The organism is Arthrobacter sp. CAN_A212 (assembly GCF_015752345.1).
In the GTDB taxonomy this organism is placed as follows: Bacteria; Actinomycetota; Actinomycetes; order Actinomycetales; family Micrococcaceae; genus Arthrobacter_D.
Genome location: NZ_JADOUT010000019.1, coordinates 21,616 through 45,056, shown reverse-complemented (window position 1 = coordinate 45,056; position 23,441 = coordinate 21,616). Strand labels below are relative to the sequence as shown.

Genomic DNA, 23,441 nt, shown 5'->3' with positions numbered 1-23,441 from the left:
GAGACATAGTGGTTCGGATCGGCGTCTGGCAGGCTACTGGAACGGTAGCCAGTACCCAACAGAATCTGGCGCGGTTGGACCGGATGGCGGCGCGAGCGGCCCGGGAGGAAATCGACGTCGTCGTTACCCCCGAGCTGTTCGCCACCGGTTATGCCCCGGCGAAAATTCATGGCCTGGATGGCGGTGAGGTCCGCGAGAGTCTCGCCGCCGCTGCCCGGCGCCACGGGATAGCTATTGTCGGCTCCAGCGTTGATGAAGCGGACGGCCTGCGGTACATCAGCGCATCCTTCTTCGACCCGGATGGCGTGGAGATGTCGCGCTACCGGAAATCACATCTATTCGGGGCGGAAGAGAAGTCGGTCTTCGTGCCGGGATCCGAGCCAGCCGACGTGTTCGGATACGCTGGCCTTCACCTGGCCCTGGGCATCTGTTATGACATTGAATTCCCGGAGTTTGCCCGGGCGGCCACGGTGCGCGGCGCCGACGCACTCCTGATTCCCACTGCGGTGCCGCGCACGGGCGACGTTGACGGGTTCCCCTCCCAGCGAACGTACAACGCCGAGCGAATCTCAACCATCATGGTCCCGTGTCGGGCACTGGAGAACGGCATTTACATTGCCTACGCCAACCACACTCCGCCGGATTTCACCGGCCTCAGCTGCATTGTTGGACCCCACGGAAACGTCCTTGCGCAGGCGGATCAATCCGAGGAACTCCTCGTCGCGGAGATCAGTCAGGACGAAGTGCAGCGAGCCCGCCGCATCAACACCTACCTGCCCGACCTGGGCTATGACGTTCCCACCTCCGCCGAAGCGTGAGATCTGGTGGGTCGGGGCGTCCAATAAGTCGCTCGATCTAACTCTTCTGCGGAGAGGGGTAACGCCGGACCGCTGAAACGAAATCAATCGGCCGGGATCAGGCGGTGAATCAGCCCTTCGCCTTCGCGGCAGCCTTCGCCGCACGCTTGGTTTCGCGCACCTTGGTCAGCGACTCAGGATCCACAATGTCGGCAACTGAGCGGAAGCTGCCCTCCTCGCCATAGGCGCCGGCGCTCTCACGCCAGCCGTCGCCGTCGTACCCGTACTGCTTGCCCAACAGTGCCAGGAAAATCCTCGCTTTCTGTTCCCCAAATCCCGGCAGGGCCTTGAGCCGCTTGTAGACCTCGGCGCCGTTGGGGTTGTCGCGGGTCCAGATCTGGGACGCGTCGCCATCCCACTCATCCAGGAGCGTGGCGCAGAGGGTCTGGATGCGTCCCGCCATGTTTCCCGGGTACCGGTGGACGGCGGGAGGGGTGCGGCAGAGCTCAACGAACTCGTCGGGATCCTTGTGGGCGATGGTCGCTGCGTCAAACTCGCCCAGCCGGTCCTTGATCTTCGCGGGACCAACGAACGCCGTCTCCATGGCTACCTGCTGGTCCAGCAGCATCCCGATCAACAGGGCGAGTGGCTCCTCCGAGAGGAGCTGATCGGCGGCGGGATCGTCGGTGATGTTCAGGTGCGCAGTCATAACCCCGAGTTTAACGCGCAAACCCCCAGCGGGAGTAGCTCCCGCTGGGGGTTCATGAACGCTGAAGCTTAGTTCAGTGTTGCTGTGTCGATGACGAAGCGGTAGCGGACGTCCGAGGCGAGGACGCGCTCGTAAGCCTCGTTGATCTTGTCGGCGGAGATGACCTCGATCTCGGAGCCCAGGTGGTGCTCCGCGCAGAAGTCCAGCATTTCCTGGGTTTCGCGGATGCCACCGATCATGGAGCCGGCGAAGGAACGGCGTCCACCGATCAGCGCGAAGGCGTTGACGGGCAGCGGCTCGGCCGGTGCGCCAACGTTGACTAGGGCACCGTCCAGGGAGAGCAGACCCAGGTAGTCGCTGATCGGGATGGTGGCGCTGACGGTGTTGATAATCAGGTCGAACGAGCCGGCGAGGTCGGAGAAGGTGTTCTCATCGCTGGTCGCGTAGTAGTGCTTGGCGCCCAGACGCATTCCATCTTCCTGCTTCTTCAGCGACTGCGACAGGACGGTGACCTCGGCGCCCATCGCGGCAGCCAGCTTCACGGCCATGTGGCCGAGTCCGCCCAGCCCGACGACGGCGACCTTCTTGCCGGGTCCGGCGCCCCAGTGCTTCAGTGGCGAGAACGTGGTGATGCCCGCGCAGAGCAGCGGCGCGGCGACGTCGAGCTCGATGCCCTCGGGGATCCGGACGACAAAGTCCTCGGTGACGACAACGTGGGTGGAGTAGCCACCCTGGGTGATGGACCCGTCGCGGTCCTCGGCGCCATAGGTGCCGGTGTTGCCCTTGAGGCAATACTGCTCTTCGCCAGCCTCGCAGTTCTTGCACTCGCCGCAGGAGTTGACCATGCAGCCGACGCCCACGCGGTCGCCGACCGAGTGCTTGGTCACGTTGGACCCAACTTCGGTGACGATGCCGGCAATTTCGTGGCCGGGCGCCAGCGGGTAGGACTGTGGTCCCCAGTCGCCGCGGACGGTGTGGATGTCGGAATGGCAGATTCCGGCGAACTTGATGTCGATCATCACGTCATCGGGGCCGACGTCGCGGCGCTCGATGGTGGTGGCAATAAGGTCTTCGGAGGCCGAAGGCGCAGCGTAAGCGTTGACGGTCGTAGGCATAGATGACTCCTGCAGATTGGTTGCTGGAAAGTTTTGGTTCCTTTTCAGCAACGTCAGCGGGCGGCAGCGTATTCCCCGCTACCTAAGAGACCGAGGGTCAGGGCAGCCGGGAGGGGCGGCGGAGCGTGGCCTCCCCGGCGAGCGCCGCCTGGAGCGGGACCGGGCTGATCAGCACGGCCGGACCGCGGTGCAGCACCCCGTCGGAGACCGGTTGGCAGCGCACGCCACCGCGCCCCCGCATCGCCGCGTGGGCTCCGGGGGCGAGCATCCGGTCCATCCAGACGCAGGGATGGGCTGGCCGACCGGCCAGCAGCCGCACCGCATCGCCCTGTGAGTGCAGTTCGAACTCGTGACCGAGCAGTGGGTGCAGCTGGGCGCCCCTCACGATGACGTTTCGCCGGGTCAGCAGGGGATCAAACGATGCGGCGCCCAGGAGCGAGGCAATGCCCTCGAGCGCCTCCACGGCCATCAGTGTCACGGCGGCGTCCATGTGCGCGGCCTTCCCAAAGAACCGGTCCCCCACAATCCCCTTGCCGGCAACCACCTCGGCCCGTTCGGCGTCGACCGTGGGCACATCGGCGGCGCCGTCGCGGGCACGGCCGAAGTAGGCGTGTGTTGGGGAGACGAGCAGGTGCAGCACCTCGACGTCGTACCGGTAGGTTTCACTCATTATCCAAGGCTATCCCGACCGTTGTTTTGAACTACTCAAAACAACTGGTACGGTTATGACATGGCCACCGGCACTGAACCACAGACTCACCCCGAGGAGCTCAAGAGCTCCATCAGGGCCTCGGGCCTGAAGGTGACGGCCCCTCGCGTCGCCGTGCTGGAGGTCCTCCAACACGCACCGCATTCAAGCGCGGAACAGGTGTTTGCCGAGGTACGAAAAACCCTGAGCGGAACCTCCGCCCAGGCAATCTACGGAATTCTGGCGTCGTTCACCGGCGCCGGATTGGTGCGGCGCTTCGATCCACCCAACTCACCGGCCCTGTTCGAGTGCAGGGTGGGCGACAATCACCACCACCTTTCGTGTGTTGGTTGCGGGATGATCCAGGACGTCGACTGCGTCATCGGGGAGGCACCCTGCCTCACCCCGTCGGACGACTCGGGCTTCACCATCTATTCGGCTGAAGTCACCTTCAATGGTCTATGCCGTTCCTGCCAGACCAACGGGCAGCCGAAAACCGGCTAGACCACAGCACTTTCCCCAGGGAATCGCCGACGCGGCACGCCGCGATTGGTTATGCCCACCTACCCTTTCAACGCTGAACAGCCCGGCCACTTTGCCGCGCCCAAAAAGGAGATTCATCATGTCAGTTCTGAACCGCACCGCCCCCGCACACGCAATCACCCGCCGCACCGTCGACGGACCGGTCACCCCCGGCACCTCATCTGCGCCCCTGCCCCTGCTGGGCGGACGCTACGTCACCACCCGGCGCCCCGGCTCAGCAGCCGAAGGAACGTATGTCACCACCGGCTCACGCGCTGCGCTAGTTTCCCGTGGCACCTACGTTACGTCCGCCAGCCAGCCCACCGGGCGCACAGAAGGCCGATACACCGACCGAGGCTAGGAGAACCTCCCGGAAGCCCAATCGGAGGGGTGGAACCAGGGCCTGAAGGCCCTTCAAATAAACCCTGATTGATGCTCTTCTTGAGCCATGACCGGTTCCCCCTCCCGGGCGAGCGCTGTGGCGGACGATGAGCCCGTGAAAGGCAGCCCCCTCGACACAGCACTGTTCGTCTTCAGCGGCCTGACCGCTATCTGGTTGGCTGCGCTCCTGTTTCAGGAGAGCTTCCAGTTGAACCACTGGTGGTTCAGCATCATCTTCTGGGCGGTGCTCGCCTATCTGGTGCTCCCCCGGCTGCACCGGATCCTGAGCCGGATCTACCTGCCCGACTACTTCATCGGCAGGGGACGCACCAGCGATGGACTGCTGGGCGATCCCATCAATGTGACCCTGCTCGGTTCCGATGCCGCCGTGCACACCGCAATGCTCAGAGCCGGTTGGACCCGCGCCGATGAGATCGACGCCACCAGCACCCGGCGCATCATCGTTTCCACAGTCACCCGCCGGAGCTACGACGAAGCGCCGGTCAGCCCCCTGTTCGTCTTTGGGCGGCAGCAGGATTTCACCTACCAGCAGGAGGTGAATGGCAGCCCTGGGAAACGGCACCACATCCGGTTCTGGCGCTGCCCTCCTGAGTGGGTCCTCCCGGGCGGCACCGACGTGGACTGGCTGGCGGCCGGCACCTACGACAAATCGGTGGGGTTCTCCCTCTTCACCCTCCAAATCACGCACAAGATCGAAACCGACATCGATGAGGAACGCGATTACGTCATCGACTCCCTCACCTCCTCCGAGCCGGGCGCGACGGTGCGGATCCTGCGGAACTTTTCCACGGGATACCACTCCCGCAACGGGGGCGGTGACAACATCCAGACCGATGGACACTTGCCGGTCATCGACCTGCGTCCCGTCGACGTGGGCTCCCCACCCGCGGCCCTGGCCCCCGCCGACAGTCGGGACCGTCGCCCTGCGCCCACCACCTTCGGCGCCTCCCTGGTGTTTCTGCGTGGACTGACGGCACTCATGCTTGCGGTCTCGCTTTGGACCGGAGACCTGACAGTCGTGGCGGGGCAGGAGGTCGACGAATACGTTTCGGTGGTCGCCGGCGTCGTCGGTGCCTTCGCGCTGGTTGAGGTTCTTCTGGCGTGGCTGTTGCTGCGCGGAAGCAACCGGGTGCGGATCGCGGCCATGCTGCTGAGCGTGGCAGCAATCATCGCTGCGGCGGCCGACGTCGTCAACGGCGGACCGGGGATCACCCTCAGCACCAACCTGATCGGGTTGGGCCTGGACATTCTCCTGATCATTGCCCTGACCAGCCAGCGTTCCCGTACCTTTGCGCATCGGCGCAGCAGGAGCCGTCGCAGGAATCGGCGCCTCCGGACTACGACCGAGGGAATACCTCAGTCCACTGATCACTTGCACGAAGTATGACAACTATTGCAATTATCGGAGCAGGAGCAGGTCTCGGAGCCGCCGTCGCGCGCAAGTTTGGCGCTGAAGGCTACTCGGTGGGCCTCATCTCACGGAACCAGGGTCGCCTCGACGCCCTGGCTGACGATCTCGCCAAGGACGGGGTGCACGCGAAGGGATTCGTCGCCGACGTGCGTGATCCGGACTCTATTGCCAAGGCGCTTGAGCAGGTGACCGAAACCCTCGGCCCCATCGAGGTCCTCCAGTACAGCCCGCTGCCGCAGAAGGACTTCATGCGCCCGGTGTTGGAGACCACTCCGGCAGACCTGGTGGGACCTATCGAGTTCTCCATCTATGGCCCGGTTGCCGCCGTCCACCAGGTGGTGCCCGGCATGCGCTTCCTCGGCGAGAACCGGGGCACCATTCTCTTCGTCAACGGCGGTTCGGCGGTCAAACCGGGCCGCGGGGTCACCGGAACCTCGGTCGCCTTCGCCGGCCAGGCAGCCTACGCCCAGCTCCTCAATGAGGTACTCGGCGAGGAGGGCATCCAGGTGTCGCAGCTGATCATCGGCGGGCGCATCGAAGCCGGCGACCCGGAGAAGGATCCCGCCGTCCTCGCGGACATCCTGTGGGACCTGCACACCAAGCGTGACCGCTTCCGTCACCAGGTCAGCGAAGACTAGGCACCTTCCGCTTCGGCGGACGAGATCAAGTCCATGCGCACTGCCACCGCCGCACGAGGCCGCGGCGTCGCCTCACTTCTGCTCACCCACCTTGTCGACGCCGCCCGCCAGGCCCGGCTCGATGGAATCTATCTGGAGACCGGAACCCAGGAGTATTTCGCTCCTGCCCGCCGGCTGTATCAGCGCCACGGCTTCACCGAATGCCCACCGTATGCGGACTACCGACCGGACCCGAACAGCATTTTCATGCACCTCGCCCTGCCTGCCCTCCCCTAGGGTCCGCCGACGAAGCATGCTAGCCTGACTGCGTTGCAGGAAGCCTGCCCGCGAGTAACCGTTTCCCCATTGACTGGGATTGATCAGCGGCGAAGATTGCAGAGCATCACCTGCCCCCGTACGGGTGGAAAACACCCAACAGATCGGTAGGCCGCGCGCCGCCGAGGGACCGAGCTATGCGCTCTGTTTGATTGCCTCAGGTAATTGTCTACGGGATTGACGCGTTTGCGCCCGAATCTGGGCTCGGTCTCCGCGCCTGAAAACGCTTGCGGAGGGGACGGCCCACAGGAGGCCAGCGTGATGACGGTGTCGAGTTTCAAGCGTTACTCGTCGTGACGAAGGGATGACAGTGCCTAACGATGCTGATTTGTATCAACTGAGTGGCTGGATAGTGATTCTGCTCGTGGTCCTGGTTTATGGTGGCACCCTGCTGGTGTCCGCCTACATCGGAAAGAAGAAGGAGAACGCCGACGGCTACATGACGGCCGGCAACAAGGTGGGCTTCGGAATCTCTGCGGCAAGCATGACCGCCACCTGGATTTGGGCGTCGTCCATGTACGCGTCCGCCACCGCCGGGTACACCTACGGCATCTCGGGCCCCATCCACTACGGCCTCTGGGGTGCCCTGATGATTCTCTTCATCTACCCCTTCGGCAAGCGCATCCGCGCGGTTGCACCGAAAGCCCACACCCTGGCCGAGGTGATGCACGCCCGCCACGGCCGGTCCAGTCAGTTGATGCTCGCCGGGTCCAACATCGTCGGAAGCGTCATCAGCCTGACCTCCAACTTCATCGCCGGTGGCGCCCTGGTGGCGCTGCTCTCCCCGTTCAGTTTCGGGCAGGGAGTCCTCGCCGTCGCCGTCGGCGTCCTGATGTACACCCTGTGGTCGGGTTTCAGGGCCTCCGTCCTGACCGACTTCGCCCAGGTGGTCGCCATGCTCGGCGCCGTCTCCGTCATCATTCCGGTGGTGTTCTTTGCCGCCGGGGGTCCGGCCATGTTTGATCAGGGCGCAAGCAACCTGACCCCGCAACAGTCCAACTTCTTCTCCAGCGATGCCTTCCTGAACCAGGGCGCACCCTACATCGCCGCCGTGCTGGCGTACGCCATCGGCAACCAGACCATCGCGCAGCGGCTGTTCGCCGTCCGTGAGGACCTGATCAAGAAGACTTTCGTCACCGCGACGGTCGGCTACGGCGCCACCGTGATCGGTATTGGCATGGTCGGCGTCATGGCCCTGTACCTGGGCGTCAGCCCGGTTGCCGGCGACGTCAACAACTTGATCCCGCAGATGGCCTCGACCTACCTCGGTCCCGTCCTGCTGTGCCTGTTCTTCGTCATGATCCTCGGCGCGCTCTCGTCCACCGCCGATTCGGACCTGTCGGCGCTGTCCTCCATCATGATGGCCGACGTCTACGGGAAGAACATCGCCAAGAAGGCCAACCCCAAGACCATGCTGCTGGTCGGACGGATCACCATGATCGTCGCCACCGCTGCGGCACTGGTCTTCGCCAGCCAACAGATGGACATCCTGGATCTGCTGGTCTTCGTGGGTGCACTGTGGGGTGCCCTGGTCTTCCCGGTCATTGCCAGCTTCTACTGGGACAAGGTGACCAATAGGGCGTTTACGACGTCGGTGATCGTCGCGCTCGCCGTTTTCATCCCGGTCCGCTTCTCCTGGTTCTCGATGGACGGGGTCACTGGCATCTTCTTCGACATTCTCTCGGCCGCCGGGATCGGCATTGTGCTCGGCCTGATGGTGTTCGGTTTCTTCGGGCTGAAACCGGCGAAGATTGTCGGCGCCCTCGCGGCGGTCGCCTCGGCCCCGTTCGTCATCGGCTTCCTGCACGACTACACGGTCCTCACCGGGTCCCTGGTGGCCTACGCGGTGAGCACCATCGTCTGCTACCTGATGTCCGTCAGGAGCAAGCAGAACTTCGACTTCGCGCTGATCAAACAGCGCATTGGCGACTACGACCCCGTGGCCGACGACGCCACCGCCCACCCGGACGACGACCTGGACGGCGTCACGCTGTCCGCCCGACAGTAGGAGATCACCATGGAAACCATCCTTCTCACCGTCTATGTGCTCATCTGGCCGATCATCGTCGCGGGGGTCCTCTGGACCGTGTGCCGCGGCTTCCTGAAGGACTGGGCCGAGTCCCGGAAGGCCGGGCGCAGCATCATCTAGTGGCGTAACCGGGTCCGCCGTCGCTCCACCATGGACAGTGCGACGGCGGACTCTGTCCCGAAGATGAAAGGATGGTGCTGATCCCCCTCAAGGAAGGACCCTCCTCAATGGACGAGATCGTCGCCCAGGATGCGCGGCAGCATGTGCTCGCGGCACTTGCCGCCCAGCCAACGCGGATGGCGGACGACGACGGCGCCACGTTCCTGCGCCGGTTCGACGAACACTTCCCCGAGCTGTGCCGGTTGTTCCAATCGCTCTACGGATGGCAGAACGACTGGCTGGACCAGCTCACCCAGCTGGTCCTCGAAGGCGCTGATTCGTGGCGGGAGCGTCCCACGGATCTGAAAGCTATCGACGCTGCCAAGGAAACGAACCCCGGATGGTTCCTTTCCAACTCGATGCTCGGCGGTGTCTGCTACGTCGACCGGTACGCGGAGAACCTCGACGGCGTCCGCGCGAAAATCCCCTACTTCAAGGAGCTGGGGCTCACCTACCTGCACCTGATGCCGCTGTTCCTCGCACCGGAGCCGCACTCCGACGGCGGGTACGCCGTCTCCAGCTACCGCGAGGTGAACCCGGCGCTCGGCTCGATGGAACAGCTCCGCGTACTCGCCGCTGAACTGCGCGCGAACGGCATCTCCCTGGTAGTGGACTTCATCTTCAACCACACGTCCAACGAGCACGAGTGGGCGCGCAAGGCGGCCGCCGGGGACCCCGAGTACAGCGACTACTACTGGATCTTCCCGGACCGCACCATGCCGGATGCCTTCGAGCAGCATGTCCGGGAAATCTTCCCGGACGACCATCCCGGATCCTTCGTCCCCACTCCCGACGGCCGGTGGGTGTGGGCGACGTTCCACAGCTTCCAGTGGGACCTGAACTACTCCAACCCGGCGGTCTTCAGGGCAATGGCCCGGGAGATGCTGTTCCTCGCCAACCAGGGCATCGACATCCTGCGGATGGACGCCGTTGCCTTCATCTGGAAGCAACTGGGCACCACCAGCGAGAACCTCCCGGAAGCGCACACGCTCCTGCGGGCCTTCAACGCCCTCTGCCGGCTGGCCGCGCCGTCGCTGCTGTTCAAGTCCGAGGCCATCGTGCACCCGGACGAAGTGGCACGCTACATCGACCCCGCGGAATGCCAGCTCTCCTACAATCCGCTGCAGATGGCGCTGATCTGGGAGGCCCTCGCCACCCGCGACGCGTCACTTCTCAGTCAGGCGCTGGAACGGCGGCATGCCATCCCGGAGAACACCGCCTGGGTGAACTACGTGCGCAGCCATGACGACATCGGCTGGACCTTCGCCGACGAGGACGCCGCTGAGCTGGGCATCAACGGTTTCGATCACCGCAAGTTCCTGAACTCCTTCTACGTCAACCGGTTCCCCGGCAGCTTCGCCCGTGGGGTGCCGTTTCAGGACAACCCCCGCACCGGGGACTGCAGGATATCCGGGACGACGGCGTCGCTGTGCGGGGTGGACCACGACGAGGCGGCCGCCGTCGAGCGCATCCTGCTGGCCCACTCGATTGTCTTCAGCACCGGGGGCATTCCCCTGCTGTACCTCGGTGATGAGGTGGCCCAGGTCAACGACGACGAGTACATGTTCGAGGACGGCCACGCCGCCGACAGCCGCTGGGTGCACCGCCCCCGCTTCCCGGAAGACCGCTACGCCCGCCGTCACGACTCCAGTACCGGCGAGGGCGCGGTGTTCGCCGGTTTGCGCCGCATGATCGAGGTCCGTGCTGCCACCGCTGAGTTCGCCGGCACCCGGTTGGTCGACTTCGCCACTGGCAACCGCAGCGTGCTGGGCTACCAGCGGCCCGGCGCGGACTCATCGATCCTGGTGCTGGCGAACTTCAGCGACCAGCCACAAACGGTGGGCGCGCTGACGCTGAGCGGATTCGCGCCCGACGTCGTCAATCTGCTGACCAGGGGGACGCTGCGGATGGACGGTGGGATCACGCTCGAACCCCGCAACTACCTGTGGCTCCGGGTGCAGCCCCGCTAGGGAATGCCGCCCCGCCCGCAATGGTTTGCACCGGGTATGAAGCGAATCGGTTTTCTGTCCTTTGGTAACTGGTCCTCGGTGGAGGGATTCCGGACCCGTACCGGCGGCGAGGCGCTGCTCCAGGCGATCGAGTTGGCCGTTGCAGCTGAGGAGATCGGAATCGACGGTGCGTCCTTCCGGGTCCACCATTTCGCCCGCCAGCACGCCTCGCCCTTCCCGCTTCTCGCCGCCGTCGCTGCCCGCACCAGCCGAATCGAGATCGGCACCGGCGTCATCGACATGCGATATGAGAACCCGCTTTACATGGCCGAGGAAGCTGCGGCTGCGGACCTGATCAGCCGCGGCAGGTTGCAACTGGGCATCAGCCGGGGATCACCCGAGCCGGCGCTCAATGGAGCCGCGACTTTCGGCTACGTACCGGCCAACGGCGAGGAGTACGCCGACCTGGCCCGCCGCCACACCGAGGTGTTCAGGTATGGGATCAGCGGCGCAGGTATCGCCGAGGCCAACCCCCGGATGGGGGCGGGGCTACTGCCGATCCAGCCGCAGTCCCCCGGGCTGAGCGAGCGGATCTGGTGGGGTGCCGGAACCCGGAAGACAGCTGTCTGGGCAGCCGAGCAGGGCATGAACCTGATGAGCTCCACCCTGCTGACCGAGGACACCGGAGTCCCCTTCGACGAGTTGCAGACCGAGCAAATCCAGATGTTCCGTGACACCTGGGCCGGGCAGGGGCATGGCTTCGAGCCACGGGTGTCGGTCAGCCGGAGCGTCATCCCCCTCGTCAGCGACGAGGACCGCCAGTACTTCGCACTGAGCGCGCTACGGGAAACCCGTGACCAGGTCGGAGTGCTCGACGGCGCCCTGTCCCGCTTCGGGAAAAGCTACATCGGTGAGCCGGACGTCATCGCCGAGCAACTAGCCAACGACGCCGCCGTTCAGTCGGCGGACACCCTGATGCTCACCGTCCCCAACCAGCTGGGCGTCGACTACAACGCCCGGCTGCTGGAGAACGTTGCCGCTCACGTTGCCCCAGCCATCGGGTGGCGGCGCTCCCCACACCTCGAGGACGCCGCCAGCCGGTAACTCTAGGGAATGAGCTTCTCGGCGCGGTAGCGCTCGAAGAGGTCGGTGAACGCATCGAGCGTCCGGCGGTAGCCGGTGAATCCGGCGACCCGGCTCTTACTCATGTCCGCGACGACCTCAAGGTTGCGACCCAGATCGCCGTCGGTGTGCCACCAGGACGCCACCCGGTCCAGGCGGGGTTCGGCGAGGCCATGCGCTGCAACAAGCTGCTCCCACTGTGGCTCCGCTCCGGCCATCTGGACTTCCAGCGTGCGCGGCCCGTCCTTGAATCCTTCGGCTTCCACCCCGAAGTACGCGGCCAGCTGCTGCCACATCCAGCGCCACCTGAACACGTCGCCGTTGACCACGTTGAACGCTTCATTGGCACCGGTGGGGGTGGTTGCGGCCCAGACCATGTGGTCGGCGAGGAGCCCGGCGTCGGTCATGTCGGTCAGGGAGTTCCACTGGGTAGCGGATCCGGGGAAGATGAACGGCCGGCCGGCCTCCTTGCAGAGGGCCGCGTAGGCGGCGAGGGTCAGGCCCATGTTCATCGCATTGCCGACAGCGTGGCCGATCACGGTGTGCGCCCGGTGCACCGACCAGGTGAAGCCCTGATGTGCCGCAGCGGCCCACAGTTCATCTTCCTGGGCGTAGTAGAAGTTGTTGACCGGCAGGCGGGGCTCCTCCTCGTGGAAGGGTGTGTCCGGCATCTCCCCTTCTCCGTAGGCTTCGAACGGGCCGAGGTAGTGCTTCAGCCCGGTCATGAGGGCGACGTGGGCCACCGGCTTGTCGGCGAGCGCCTCCAGCAGGTTCCGCAGCATCGCGGCGTTCACCCGGATGTTCGCCTCCTCGGTGTCCTGGCGCGCCCACGCGGTAAAGAACACGTGGGTGGGTGCAACCTCCGCCAGCGCGTCGCTGAGCGACTGGGGTGAGGAGAGGTCAGCAGGGACGTATTGCACGTTGGCCCTGGGCGAGCCAGCACTGCGGGACATGGCGAGTACCTGCCATCCCTCCCCGGTGAGCTTCTCTACCAGGGCGGACCCTGCAATGCCTGAGGAGCCGACGACCAGTGCGGTGCCGTTTGCTGGCCCGGCGGATGGGGATGATTGTTCACTATTGCTCATGGGTAGTCTCCTTGCGTTGAACCTGGGGTGACACTGGCATCCTGGCGGAATGCCGGTGTCCTACCTACGCCAAGCCGGTTCCACGCCGAATAATTCCGCTCCCGAAACCCATGACCGGGTCTTATGGCACTGCCACTAGGGAGTGTCGCCGTCGATGATTGAACAACTGAAGGATGATGAAAGACGATGATGACACACGACGCGCCCAGTTCAACCAGCCCGGTGACAGTCTTCCTGCTGGATGACCACGAGCTGGTCCGCCGCGGGCTGCGGGACCTGCTGGAAAGCGAGGGGTTCTCGGTCATCGGGGAGACTGATTCAGCGGTGGAAGCCGTCCGCCGCATTCCGGCGCTGGCACCCGATGTGACCATCCTTGATGCACGTCTGACCGACGGGAACGGCATCGAGGTGTGCCGGGATGTCCGCTCCGTGGACCCGACGCTGCAGTGCGTCATTCTGACCAGTTACGACGACGACGACGCCGTCCGCGGCGCGATCCTCGCTGGTGCTGCCGGGTACATCCTCAAGGAGATCCTTGGCTCGGACCTGCTCGACAAGGTGCGCCGCGCTTCACGGGGGGAAATGCTCTTCGACGAGGAGGTCAAGGCCCGGGTGATCGCCGGTTTCTCGGCGGTGCAGCCAGAGGATCCGCGCCTCGCCGGGCTCACCGTCCAGGAGAAGAAGGTGCTGGCGCTGATCGGCGCTGGCATGACCAACCGGGAAATCGGCGCCGAACTGTTCCTCGCCGAGAAGACCATCAAGAACTACGTCTCGTCCGTTTTGGCGAAGCTGGGGTTCCTGCGCCGCACCCAGGCGGCCGTCTACATTTCCCGTCCACAGACCTCGGCTCCACACCCTTAACGCTGGTTCGGTGAGCAACCTGGACCACGGTGGCCAACATGTCCGACCCGAAAGTCCAGGTTGACCCCGGTGGTCCGGGTTGCTCACCGGATTCTCAGCCCAACGGGTCGTCGGCACCAGGATTCTCAGCCCAGGGGGAGTGTCACGTCAATGGTGGTGCCGTGACCCAGCGAGGATTCGATGGTTACCGCTCCGCCCAGTGCCTCAGCCCGGTGCTGCATGTTTCTCAGGCCACTGCGCCTCCCGTTCTGCTCAAAACCTTGCCCGTTGTCGGAGATCCGTAGGTTGACTGACTGCTCGCCCGCGGTCAGTTCGACCGTGATCGTGGTCGCCTGGGAGTGCTGCAGGGCGTTGGAGAGGGATTCACGGAGGATCGCCTCCACCTGCGTGGCTGTCGCCTCCCGAACGGCCGTATCCAGGGGTCCTGAAAAGTGGATGACCGGTTCAACCTCGGACCCATCGAGCACCCGGCGGACCAGTGCGAGGATCCGCGAGCTCAGCGCATCCGAGCTGTGGGTGACGGATTGCAGGGAGTAGATGGTGTCCCGCAGTTCGCCAATGGTGGCGTCGAGCTCAGTGGTGACTGAGGCGATCCGGGCGAGAGGTTCCTCCCCCACCACATGCTTTCGGAGACTCTGGATGCTCAGGCCAGCGGCAAACATCCGCTGGATGACCAGGTCATGCAGGTCCCTGGCGATCCGGTCGCGGTCCCCGAAGACCGCGTCCTGTTCCCGCTGGATCTGCATCTGGGTCAGTTCAAGGGCAGTTGAGATCTGGGACGCGAAGGCCGCGACCATCCGCTGGTCCACCGGTGAAAAGGGTGGATCTTCCCGGGTTCGAACAATCACCAGGAAACGGGCGTGGGTTCCCCGGTCGCTGATTCTGGTGGACATCGCGGCATCGAATGCGGTGGCTTCGGTGGCGGGCAGCACATTGTGGAGTAGCTCTCCGTTCAGCACCGCAGTGTCCCCGAAGGGAGGCATCACCTTGCACAGGGCCGAGCCGTCACCGAGCAGCCTCCCGCGGAGACTGTCGCTGTGCAGTCCGAGCGCAACCTCGCAATAAAGGGATTCGTTGGGCTCCATCCGGGTGAGGATCAGCACCAGTGAGGACCCCGAGGCCGCCTTCGCGTGCTCGGCGACGAGTTCCACATCGCTCAGGCTCCGCTCCGGGGACGTGTTCAGGACCGTCCGCACGGCATCCTGCCCACTTTCGAGCCAGCTGGACCGCCGGGTTTCCGCTTCGAACAGGCGCATATTCTCGATGGCGACACCCGCGGCAGCTGCGAGCGCCACCGAGAGATCCTCATCGGATTGGCTGAAGTCCCCGCCGCCGTTCTTCTCCGTCAGATACAGGTTGCCGAAGACAGTGTCGCGGACCCTGATCGGCACGCCGAGGAAAGATGTCATCTGAGGGTGGCCCGGCGGGAAACCGAATGCTGCTGGATGTTGGCGGAGGTCTTCGAGCCGCAGGGGCTTCGGCTCGGTAATCAGGAGACCGAGTACCCCGTGTCCTACCGGCAGGGGACCGATCCTGCTGATCTGGCCCTCATCCAGGCCCACGGTAATGAAATGACTCAGCGCACCGTCGGGGCCGATCACGCCCAACGCCGCAAACTTTGCATCCACCAGCCGGCACGCGGCGGCTACCACCCGCTCCAGGACGGTCTGCAACCCTTGGTTCTCGGCGATTGCAGCGAATCCGGCAAGCAGGTGGTCGATACCACCGGCGGGGGGACCGGTGGGGGGAAGCGAATCATCGGGATCGGCGACCTGAGCGTTTCGTGCGGGACTCATTTGCGGCTCCACTGGTTAAACCCTGAACCTTCAATCCGTCAGCATGCTGGATGTGAAGGCGCCTGCCTAAGCTGACCCAGCGGATAAGGTCTTCCGGCCCTAGCGGAACGGGCCGAAGAATCATACCGTCGGGCTATGGACTCCGAGGATACACCCACCACCGTTTTGCCCGCCCACAGCTGCTGGGAGTTACTCAGGGGTTCCCCCTATGGCCGGCTCGCGCTGTGCGTTGACGGTCAGCCGGAGATCTTCCCGATCAACACCCAGGTGGACCACGGCACTCTGGTTTTCCGAACAGCCGAGGGAGCTAAGCAGCGCGCGGCCGAGGGTGCGCCCATTGCGTTCGAAGCTGACGGCTTGATGGCGGACGGGGCCCGGGCGTGGAGCGTAGTGATCAAGGGACATGCGTCAACGATCCAGCTGACCGCCGAACTGATCGCGACCATCCACCTCCCCCTGCACGCGTGGGAACCCGGGCGCAAAGACCGTTTCATGCGGATCGTTCCGGCTTCCATCACCGGGCGGAGCTTCACCGTTACCCCCGCTCCACTCCAGCACGGGGAACCGGTAGCCAGCGACGAGTGACTACCGGCGGGTGACCACCAGGGTGGGGCACTGCGGAGTCAACAGGAGCGTATGCGTCACCGAGCCCAGAAGAATGCCGGGCCGTGCCCCACGTCCGTGCCTGCCGATTACCAGCAGGTACGCACCGGCCGCGTGAAACGATAGCGCTTCTGTCGGCGCCCGCTCACGGTCAACCACCTGCGACAGCACCAGGCCCGGGTGGGCAGCCTGCACCCCAGCGAACACCTCCTGGGTTTTACCATCCTCGAACGGGTCGGGGGCGGAACCTTCGACGGCTGTGACGACCACCAGCCCGCGATCCGCGCTCGATGCTTCGACGGCAGCCGCTCGGAGCGCCGCTAGGGACTCCTCGGAACCGTCCACACCTACCACCACCGCTCCCGCCTCCGGCAGCACGGCCGGACCGTCCCGGGGGATGACAACCACCGGCGCGATGCTTCCGAGCACCACCTGCTGCCCCACTGACCCCAGATACTCGCCGTTCCGTTGATCCATCCGATCGGCCCCCACCACAATGAGGGAGGCGTCAGCGGAGAGACTCACGAGGGCGTCGACAATGTCACCGGAATGCACGTTCGCGGTGACGTGCGCCGCCGGATAGTCGGCGCACACCTTCCTCGACTCCTCATCCAGCGTCTGCCGAGCCGCGGCAATCAGGCTCCCATAGGGGGTCCCGCCAGCCGCCACTGGAGGGATCAGCGATGGATCGGGGATGGCGTGGAGAACCGTCACATGGTGCCCGGTGAGCGTGCCACGCGCCACCGCCCAACGCAGGATCGCCGGACCCGTGGCCTGGTCCCTGAAGGCGACAACGATTGGACGCTCACGGACCGGGGATGAGGGCCGTGAATCGGTCATTCCGTGCTTCCCTCGGGAACGATGACCGCGCGGCCACGCAGGGTTCCGGCCCGGAGGCGTTCATACGCCGAGGGAGCCTCGGAGAGGGGAAACCTTTCAAACTCGACGTGAATCCTGCCCGCGCGCGCCAGCTCCACTACCTCGATCAGTTCGGACCGGGATCCCCAGTAGGGTGCCCGGGCCTCGGCATCCCAGGGGGTCGAGAAGAATCCGACGTCGACCGTCCCGACTCCCACACCCACCACGGCAACGTCCCCGCCCACAGCGACGACCCGGGAGGCGAAACCGGTGGTGACGGGGGCGCCGACGAAGTCGAAGACCACTGTGGCCCCTTTGCCGCCGGTCAGGGCACGGATTTGCGTCTCGGCCTCCTCGCCCGGCAGCAACGCGTGATCAGCGCCGACGTCGAGCGCCAACGCCAGTTTCTGTTCTGCTGTGTCGATGGCGATGATCGTCGTTGAACTGATGGCCCGGAGAATCTGGACCCCCACATGCCCGAGCCCACCCACGCCGATGACGACCGCCGTCGAACCGGGAACCAGTTTCGGCAGGCTCTGTTTGATGGCGTGATACGGCGTCAGGCCAGCATCAGTGAGTGACACACTGGCGACGGGGTCAAGGTCGCCGAGCGGCACCAGGTGGCGGGGATCATCGACGATGAGAAACTCAGCCATTGCTCCCGGCGCGCCGAGTCCCGGGGGCTGGATGCCCCGTGCTGCCGCCACTTCGCAATAGTTTTCCTTCCCCTGGGCGCAGGTATAACAGCGGCCGCAGCCCCACGGACCGTAGACCAGCATTGCGTCCCCGACCTCCAGACCGGTGACGCCCTCGCCCCAGGATTCGACGGTACCGGCACCCTCATGCCCCAGGGTCAGTGGGAGTCCGTAGATGTACTGCTCTTCGGGCAGGTCCATGATGAACTGGTCCGAGTGGCACACCCCGGCCGCCGTGACCCGCAGCAATACCTCTCCTGGACCGGGCACGGGCGTCGCGATCTCCACCAGCTCCGGCGCAGCGCCGACCGTGCGGTACTGCAGAGCCCTCACGCGGCGTCCTCGGGCAGCTCTGCGGTGGATCCTTCCACCACCAGGACCGGGCACTTGGCATGCGCCACGCAGGCGCCGCTGACTGAGCCCATGAGCAATCCCCTGAAGGTACCGTGACCACGGCGACCCAGGACCAGCATCACTGCACCCTCCGCCGCCTTGATCAGCCCTTTGGACGGGTGGGAGAAAATGACATGCTTCTCCAGCCCCTCCGGCGGGTTCTCCCCATACGCGGATTGCACGGCTGAATCGAGATGCTTCCCGGTAATTTCCTCGAAGTTGTCGCTCCCAATGGGGACATAGCCGGCATACTGCGCCGGATATTCCCAGGTGCTGACCGCCTGGATCACGGCCCCGAAGGGTTGCGCGAGCTTCTCCGCGAAGCGCAGCGCGGCGATCGATTGTTCGGAACCGTCAACTCCGACGACGATGCGGGGCGAGGTGGATGCGTCCATGGTGTGCCTCCCGGGTCAGCGCGGCATGGTTGCAGCAGCTCCTCCCAGTGTCACCCGCAGTTCCCCCGGGCGTTAGGGTCTTAGGGCCCTTCCTCAGCATGAGCAGGTGACGCAATGTCCTTCAACGCCCGTACCAGGTTCGATGTTGTTGGCTCATCATGGCTTCGACCCTTCACTGTGCAGCCGCCGGCGGTGGTACCGGAACAGGATTTCGATGGCTGTCACGCCGACGAGGACGACGACGCCGGACGCCCTCAGGTGCGACTGCCCGGGCACCGTGAAGTCGAAGAAGTCACTGAGGAAAGGCACGGTGAGCACACAGCCCAGCGCCGTGTACATCGAGACGATGATCAGCACCCGCCAGCGGTTCAGCGGGCGGGAGAGGACAACCAACACCCACAGCGCAATCAACGCCAGCACCAGAGCCGAGGAGGTCCGCACCTCGGCGGGGGTGCCTGTGCCTGTCACCACCGAATAGGTGGTGATAGCCAGAACCGCAAGCGAAATAATTGCCCCCGCGGGCACGGCGAAAGACAGCGAACGGCGCAGGAACCCGCTGTGGTAGCGCCGGGTGTTCGGCATCAGAGCCAGGAAAAACGCCGGAATACCGATGGTGATGCCGTCCGTTGCCGACAGCTGACGGGGCAGGAAGGGGAAGTCCCACAGCAGCAGGCCAAACGTGATCGAGAGCATCACCGCGTAGGCGGTTTTGGCCAGGAACAACATCGACACCCGCTCAATGTTCGCGATCACACGACGTCCCTCCGCGACCACCCCGGGTAGCCGGTCAAACCGGCCGTCCAGGAGTACGAGCCGCGAGACGGCCTTGGTAGCTGCTGCAGCCGAGTCCATGGCGATGCCGATATCGGCCTCCTTCAGGGCCAGCGCGTCGTTGACCCCGTCACCCGTCATCGCGACCACGTGGCCGCGTCGCTGCAGCGCCCTGACCATTGACCTTTTCTGGACGGGCGTGACCCTGCCGAACACGGTGTGGCGATCCATCACGTCGGCCATCTCCTCGGGATCGTCCGGAAGCTCCCGGGCGTCATAGCCTGCGCCGGTGGCCACCCCAACTTCTCTGGCGACCGCAGCAACCGTGCGGGGGTCATCACCGGAAATGATCCTCAGTGCGACGCCCTCATCTGCGAAGTAGGCGAGGGTCTGCGCGGCGTCCGCCCGGACCTGCTCCCGAAAGGTCAACAGAACCACCGGCACCGGCTCAGGCGGCAGTGCCGCGTCATCATCGCCGTGGACCACCGGCGGGGCCGGTGAGTAGGCCAAAACCAAAGTGCGGAAACCGGCCCCGGCGAGCCCCGCCGCGGCCTGCAACGCAGCCCCCGCACCGGGGGTGTCAGGGTCGAGCACCATCTCCGGCGCTCCCAGGAGCCAGGTCCCCGCCTGGGGTGATCCGCTGGGAAAACTGACCGCACTCCATTTCCGGGCGGAGGAGAACGGGACGACTCCGGTCGGGTGCAGCGCGGCGGCCTCCTCGAAGGCCGACGTCAGACAGCGGGCCGTCGCGTTGGCGTTCGGGTCCGCCCCGAACCAGCCGAGCACCGGCTTCCACCCCTGCTGCGGAAGAGTGCCGGCGTCGTGCACGGCATCGAACACGATGATGCCCTCGGTCAGTGTGCCCGTCTTGTCGAGGCAGAGAACATCCACCCGGGCCAGACCCTCGACCGCTGCCAACTCCTGGATGAGCACCTGCTGGCGGGTCAGGCGCACTGCCCCCACCGCGAACGCGACGCTCGTCATGAGCACCAAACCCAGTGGAATCATCGCGATGACGCTGGCGACGGCGCCCACGGCTCCTGTCCGCCACCCCCCGGTGGTGATCGCCTGCTCCCATCCGCCCTGGCTTTGCATCTGACCGTTGATAACAATGACCATCACGGGCAGCAGCGCCGCGGTGATCCAGCGCAGGACCCGGTTGAGGCCCTGCCGGATCTCCGAGTGGACCAGCGAGAAGCGTTTCGCCTCGGCGGTGAGGCGGCTGGAGAAGGAGTCGGCGCCCACCCGGTTGACCACCGCCCACCCCTGGCCGCTCACCACACTGGAGCCGGACAGCACCTCGTCGTCGATGGACTTGTCGACCGGTTCGGACTCTCCCGTGAGCAACGACTCGTCAATCTCAAGCCCCCTGGTCTCGAGGATCACCGCGTCGGCGGGCACCTGGTCCCCGGCGCGAAGCACCAGAATGTCATCCTTGACGACGTCCGCGACGTCGATTTCCTGCACCAGGCGGTCCCGGAGCACCCGGGCCCGCGGGGCGTTGAGGACGGCCAGGCGATCCAGCGAACGCTTGGCCTTATATTCCTGCACGACGCCGATCAGGGCGTTGCCGACGGCGGCGAATCCGAAGAGCGCGTCCCGCCACTGGCCAAGAAAGAGCAACAGCAGGAAGCTGCCCGCAACAATGGCGTTGAAAAGCGTCAGCACGTTGGCCTGGAAGATGTCCCAGAGACTGCGGCTTGACTGATCGGGCACGTTATTGGTGAGGCCCGCCTCCACCCGGACGGTGACCTCGGCTGAGGAGAGACCCGTACGCGGGGTATCTTCTGTGTGATTGCTGGCCATCGCAGCGCCCCCGGAGCGTAGACCTGTCATCTCCCCTGCTTCCATGATGTGCACCTCTCGTCAGCACGGCAGGATCGCAGCAGCTTCATCCAGTGTGGTACCCGCAGCTTCCGCAGAAAAGAGTCCTTCGACCCCTCTTGAATGATAGAATGATCAAACAGTCAATTAGATGGAGCAGTGTGTCGATGGATCAGAAACGCCAGCCGTCCGGATTCGGTGACTTCCGCGCCCCCCTCTACGAGGTGAAGGCGAACCTCTTCAAAGGGCTCGCTCATCCGGTGCGCATCCGTGTCCTTGAGCTCCTCTCCGCCTCACCCGAGGTGTCAGTGTCCGATCTTCTCTCGGCAACGGGGCTGGAGGCCTCCCACCTGTCCCAGCACCTGTCAGTCCTGCGGCGCTATCGACTTGTGACGTCAGACCGCCGGGGACTCCAGCAGTTCTACACCCTTGCCGATCCCCTCGTGGCGGAGTTGCTGGCGGTGGCCCGCGGGCTCCTTGAGAACATGCTCCAGGTGACCAAGGTGAACCTTGAATCAGCGGTTCCCCCCGGCCCTTCACCCGCTGCCCGAGACACCCAGTGAGGGTCCTCCCGGCACTCCACGCCCTGCTTCCCTCAATGAAGGACTATGCCCAGCTGCCCCGCACCTGGAAGGGGGACCTCATTGCCGGCCTCACAGTCGGGATTGTCGCGTTGCCCCTGGCACTGGCGTTCGGCGTCAGCTCGGGCGCCGGGGCGGCCAGCGGCCTCATCACCGCCGTCGTTGCGGGCCTGGTCGCGGCAATCTTTGGCGGTTCGCATGTCCAGGTTTCCGGTCCGACCGGGGCGATGGTCGTGGTGCTGGGGCCCGTCATCACGACCCACGGAATCCAGGCCCTGGCGCTGGTGAGCGTCCTGGCCGGGCTGATGGTGGTCGCCGCCGGGGTAGTGAAACTGGGGCGCGTGGTGTCCTTCCTGCCCTGGCCCGTCATCGAGGGTTTCACCCTGGGGATCGCCATCATCATCTTCCTGCAGCAGGTACCCGCCGCCATGGGCGCCGACGCCGGCCCCAGCAGCAATGCGGCCATCTCCGCGCTGCAGGCGGTCGGCGGCTCGTCGACGGCCGAGTTCCTGGCGGCTGCGGCACTCGTCGCGCTCGTCGCGCTCGTCATGGTGGTGGCACCGCGGATCCACCACCGCATCCCCGGCTCCATCATCGCAATCATCGCGGCCAGCCTCCTGGCGGAACTGCTCGCCCTGCCGGTGGCGCGCATCGGCGCGCTTCCGGATTCCCTCCCCGCCCCCACCGTGCCCGGCTGGGACTGGGAACTCATCGTCATGCTGGCGGGACCGGCCGCCACCATCGCGATCCTCGCCGCGATCGAGTCGCTGCTGTCCGCGCGAGTGGCCACCTCCATCTCCGACACCGGCCCCTATGACGCGGACCGCGAGCTCTTCGGGCAGGGCTTGGCATCGGTAGCGTCCGGATTCTTCGGCGGCATGCCTGCAACGGGTGCGATCGCCCGGACCGCCGTAAATATCCGCTCGGGTGGCCGTACCCGGCTCGCCGCCATCACCCATGCCCTCATCCTCCTGTTCGTGGTCTACCTCGCAACGGGGCCAGTGTCCCGGATACCGTTGGCCGCCCTCGCTGGCGTCCTGATGGTGACGGCAGTCCGGATGGTCTCGTTCTCCACCCTGCGCAGCGTCGTCGGGTCGACCCGCGGGGACACCGTGGTCCTCCTCGTCACAGCGGTCGTCACCGTCTCCTTCGACCTGATCCAGGCAGTGGGCATCGGAGTGCTGGCAGCAGCGTTCTTCGCCCTACGGGCGCTGGTGAAATCCGGCGGGGTGCACCGCGAGGAGATCACCGGCCCTGCCCAGGACGGTGACGCGCGGATTGCCGTCTACCGCATCGAGGGTGCACTCTTCTTCGCCGCCGCCGAGCGGGTCCTGGAACGGGTTAGCGACATCGACAATGTCGAGGTGGTCATCATCCGGATGTCCCAGCTGCAGTCCCTTGACGCGACCGGGGCGAAAGTCATTTCGGAGCTGATCACTACACTTGAACGGCGCGGCATCACCGTGCTCGTGAAGGGGGTCCAGGAGCACCACCTGCGCCTGATCACCAAGGTGGGGGTGCTTGAGTCCCTCCGACATCGCAACCATCTCTTCACCTCCCTGGAACCCGCCATCGAGCACGCCCGCAGCCACGTCTCCCGTAACCGGGAAACACCCGCCGCTGTCCCACCTCCCGCCTAGATTCCCCGACAGTTGCAGGACCAAAGCCTCTGGACTGGCCCACCCGGACGCACGACGCTGGGAAAACAGTTGACATCGGCCGG

The 23,441-nt window shown here is 65.2% G+C and carries 22 protein-coding genes and 1 pseudogene; 14 read left to right on the top strand and 9 right to left on the bottom strand.

All coding sequences use genetic code 11. The annotated features are described in order from the left end of the window. The first annotated feature begins 8 nt into the window (after positions 1 to 8). Positions 9 to 818, top strand: a complete 810-nt coding sequence (locus IWX64_RS13520) for a nitrilase-related carbon-nitrogen hydrolase (protein WP_196867650.1) — start codon at positions 9 to 11, stop codon at positions 816 to 818. A 109-nt stretch (positions 819 to 927) separates the two neighbouring features. On the opposite strand, the gene IWX64_RS13515 is transcribed toward IWX64_RS13520, so the two are convergent. From IWX64_RS13515 to IWX64_RS13505, 3 genes are all read right to left on the bottom strand, one after another. Beyond that, positions 928 to 1,506: an HhH-GPD-type base excision DNA repair protein gene (locus IWX64_RS13515; protein WP_196867649.1), complete on the bottom strand. Its 579-nt coding sequence runs from the start codon at positions 1,504 to 1,506 to the stop codon at positions 928 to 930. Positions 1,507 to 1,574: 68 nt separating this feature from the next. Next, the gene (locus IWX64_RS13510) at positions 1,575 to 2,621 is read right to left on the bottom strand and encodes an NAD(P)-dependent alcohol dehydrogenase (protein ID WP_196867648.1); all 1,047 of its coding nucleotides are present in this window, start codon (positions 2,619 to 2,621) and stop codon (positions 1,575 to 1,577) included. A gap of 97 nt (positions 2,622 to 2,718) precedes the next feature. After that, complete coding sequence (locus IWX64_RS13505) at positions 2,719 to 3,291, bottom strand: MOSC domain-containing protein (protein ID WP_196867647.1); 573 nt, start codon at positions 3,289 to 3,291, stop codon at positions 2,719 to 2,721. Positions 3,292 to 3,351: 60 nt separating this feature from the next. Between IWX64_RS13505 and IWX64_RS13500 the strand changes: the two genes are divergently transcribed. From IWX64_RS13500 to IWX64_RS13465, 9 genes and pseudogenes are all read left to right on the top strand, one after another. Then, positions 3,352 to 3,813 (top strand): Fur family transcriptional regulator, encoded by a 462-nt coding sequence (locus IWX64_RS13500; RefSeq protein WP_196867646.1) that lies wholly within the window; start codon positions 3,352 to 3,354, stop codon positions 3,811 to 3,813. A 118-nt stretch (positions 3,814 to 3,931) separates the two neighbouring features. Then, a complete protein-coding gene (locus tag IWX64_RS13495) occupies positions 3,932 to 4,192 on the top strand; it encodes a hypothetical protein (RefSeq protein ID WP_196867645.1) in 261 nt (86 codons plus the stop codon). 87 nt (positions 4,193 to 4,279) lie between these two features. Then, positions 4,280 to 5,620: an LssY C-terminal domain-containing protein gene (locus tag IWX64_RS13490; protein ID WP_196867644.1), complete on the top strand. Its 1,341-nt coding sequence runs from the start codon at positions 4,280 to 4,282 to the stop codon at positions 5,618 to 5,620. Beyond that, entirely contained in the window at positions 5,617 to 6,282 is a 666-nt protein-coding gene (locus IWX64_RS13485; protein ID WP_196867643.1) for an SDR family NAD(P)-dependent oxidoreductase, read from the top strand. The genes IWX64_RS13490 and IWX64_RS13485 overlap by 4 nt, the downstream gene beginning before the upstream one ends. Positions 6,283 to 6,303: 21 nt before the next feature. Beyond that, positions 6,304 to 6,558: pseudogene (locus IWX64_RS13480) on the top strand (GNAT family N-acetyltransferase); the annotation flags it as partial. Between the two features lie 343 nt (positions 6,559 to 6,901). After that, on the top strand, positions 6,902 to 8,605 hold the full coding sequence (locus tag IWX64_RS13475; RefSeq protein WP_196867641.1) for a sodium:solute symporter family protein: 1,704 nt from the start codon (positions 6,902 to 6,904) through the stop codon (positions 8,603 to 8,605). A gap of 9 nt (positions 8,606 to 8,614) precedes the next feature. Further along, positions 8,615 to 8,746 carry a putative transporter small subunit gene (locus IWX64_RS17100; RefSeq protein WP_209728484.1) on the top strand — a complete coding sequence of 44 codons (132 nt, stop codon included), beginning with the start codon at positions 8,615 to 8,617 and terminating at the stop codon, positions 8,744 to 8,746. A gap of 107 nt (positions 8,747 to 8,853) precedes the next feature. Beyond that, entirely contained in the window at positions 8,854 to 10,755 is a 1,902-nt protein-coding gene (locus tag IWX64_RS13470; protein WP_196867680.1) for an amylosucrase, read from the top strand. A 36-nt stretch (positions 10,756 to 10,791) separates the two neighbouring features. Then, the gene (locus IWX64_RS13465) at positions 10,792 to 11,838 is read left to right on the top strand and encodes an LLM class flavin-dependent oxidoreductase (RefSeq protein WP_196867640.1); all 1,047 of its coding nucleotides are present in this window, start codon (positions 10,792 to 10,794) and stop codon (positions 11,836 to 11,838) included. 2 nt (positions 11,839 to 11,840) lie between these two features. Here the strand turns inward: IWX64_RS13465 and IWX64_RS13460 are convergent, their stop codons facing one another. Beyond that, positions 11,841 to 12,941, bottom strand: a complete 1,101-nt coding sequence (locus IWX64_RS13460; RefSeq protein WP_196867639.1) for an SDR family oxidoreductase — start codon at positions 12,939 to 12,941, stop codon at positions 11,841 to 11,843. 186 nt (positions 12,942 to 13,127) lie between these two features. Between IWX64_RS13460 and IWX64_RS13455 the strand changes: the two genes are divergently transcribed. After that, the gene (locus IWX64_RS13455; RefSeq protein ID WP_395939784.1) at positions 13,128 to 13,802 is read left to right on the top strand and encodes a response regulator; all 675 of its coding nucleotides are present in this window, start codon (positions 13,128 to 13,130) and stop codon (positions 13,800 to 13,802) included. Between the two features lie 125 nt (positions 13,803 to 13,927). On the opposite strand, the gene IWX64_RS13450 is transcribed toward IWX64_RS13455, so the two are convergent. Continuing rightward, complete coding sequence (locus tag IWX64_RS13450; protein ID WP_196867638.1) at positions 13,928 to 15,598, bottom strand: GAF domain-containing sensor histidine kinase; 1,671 nt, start codon at positions 15,596 to 15,598, stop codon at positions 13,928 to 13,930. 135 nt (positions 15,599 to 15,733) lie between these two features. On the opposite strand from IWX64_RS13450, the gene IWX64_RS13445 reads away from it, so the two are divergent. Next, positions 15,734 to 16,183 carry a pyridoxamine 5'-phosphate oxidase family protein gene (locus IWX64_RS13445; RefSeq protein WP_196867637.1) on the top strand — a complete coding sequence of 150 codons (450 nt, stop codon included), beginning with the start codon at positions 15,734 to 15,736 and terminating at the stop codon, positions 16,181 to 16,183. On the opposite strand, the gene IWX64_RS13440 is transcribed toward IWX64_RS13445, so the two are convergent. The 4 genes from IWX64_RS13440 to IWX64_RS13425 all read right to left on the bottom strand — a co-directional run bounded on the left by IWX64_RS13440 (position 16,184) and on the right by IWX64_RS13425 (position 21,119). Continuing rightward, positions 16,184 to 17,041, bottom strand: a complete 858-nt coding sequence (locus IWX64_RS13440; protein WP_196867636.1) for a universal stress protein — start codon at positions 17,039 to 17,041, stop codon at positions 16,184 to 16,186. It abuts the gene before it with no gap. After that, on the bottom strand, positions 17,038 to 18,087 hold the full coding sequence (locus IWX64_RS13435) for an NAD(P)-dependent alcohol dehydrogenase (RefSeq protein ID WP_196867635.1): 1,050 nt from the start codon (positions 18,085 to 18,087) through the stop codon (positions 17,038 to 17,040). The genes IWX64_RS13440 and IWX64_RS13435 overlap by 4 nt, the downstream gene beginning before the upstream one ends. Continuing rightward, complete coding sequence (locus IWX64_RS13430; protein WP_196867634.1) at positions 18,084 to 18,542, bottom strand: universal stress protein; 459 nt, start codon at positions 18,540 to 18,542, stop codon at positions 18,084 to 18,086. Before IWX64_RS13430 ends, IWX64_RS13435 begins: the two co-directional genes overlap by 4 nt. A 156-nt stretch (positions 18,543 to 18,698) precedes the next feature. Continuing rightward, complete coding sequence (locus IWX64_RS13425) at positions 18,699 to 21,119, bottom strand: HAD-IC family P-type ATPase (RefSeq protein ID WP_196867678.1); 2,421 nt, start codon at positions 21,117 to 21,119, stop codon at positions 18,699 to 18,701. A 185-nt stretch (positions 21,120 to 21,304) separates the two neighbouring features. On the opposite strand from IWX64_RS13425, the gene IWX64_RS13420 reads away from it, so the two are divergent. Next, a complete protein-coding gene (locus IWX64_RS13420; RefSeq protein ID WP_196867633.1) occupies positions 21,305 to 21,700 on the top strand; it encodes an ArsR/SmtB family transcription factor in 396 nt (131 codons plus the stop codon). A gap of 35 nt (positions 21,701 to 21,735) precedes the next feature. Beyond that, complete coding sequence (locus tag IWX64_RS13415; protein ID WP_196867632.1) at positions 21,736 to 23,358, top strand: SulP family inorganic anion transporter; 1,623 nt, start codon at positions 21,736 to 21,738, stop codon at positions 23,356 to 23,358. The last annotated feature ends 83 nt before the right edge of the window (positions 23,359 to 23,441 follow it).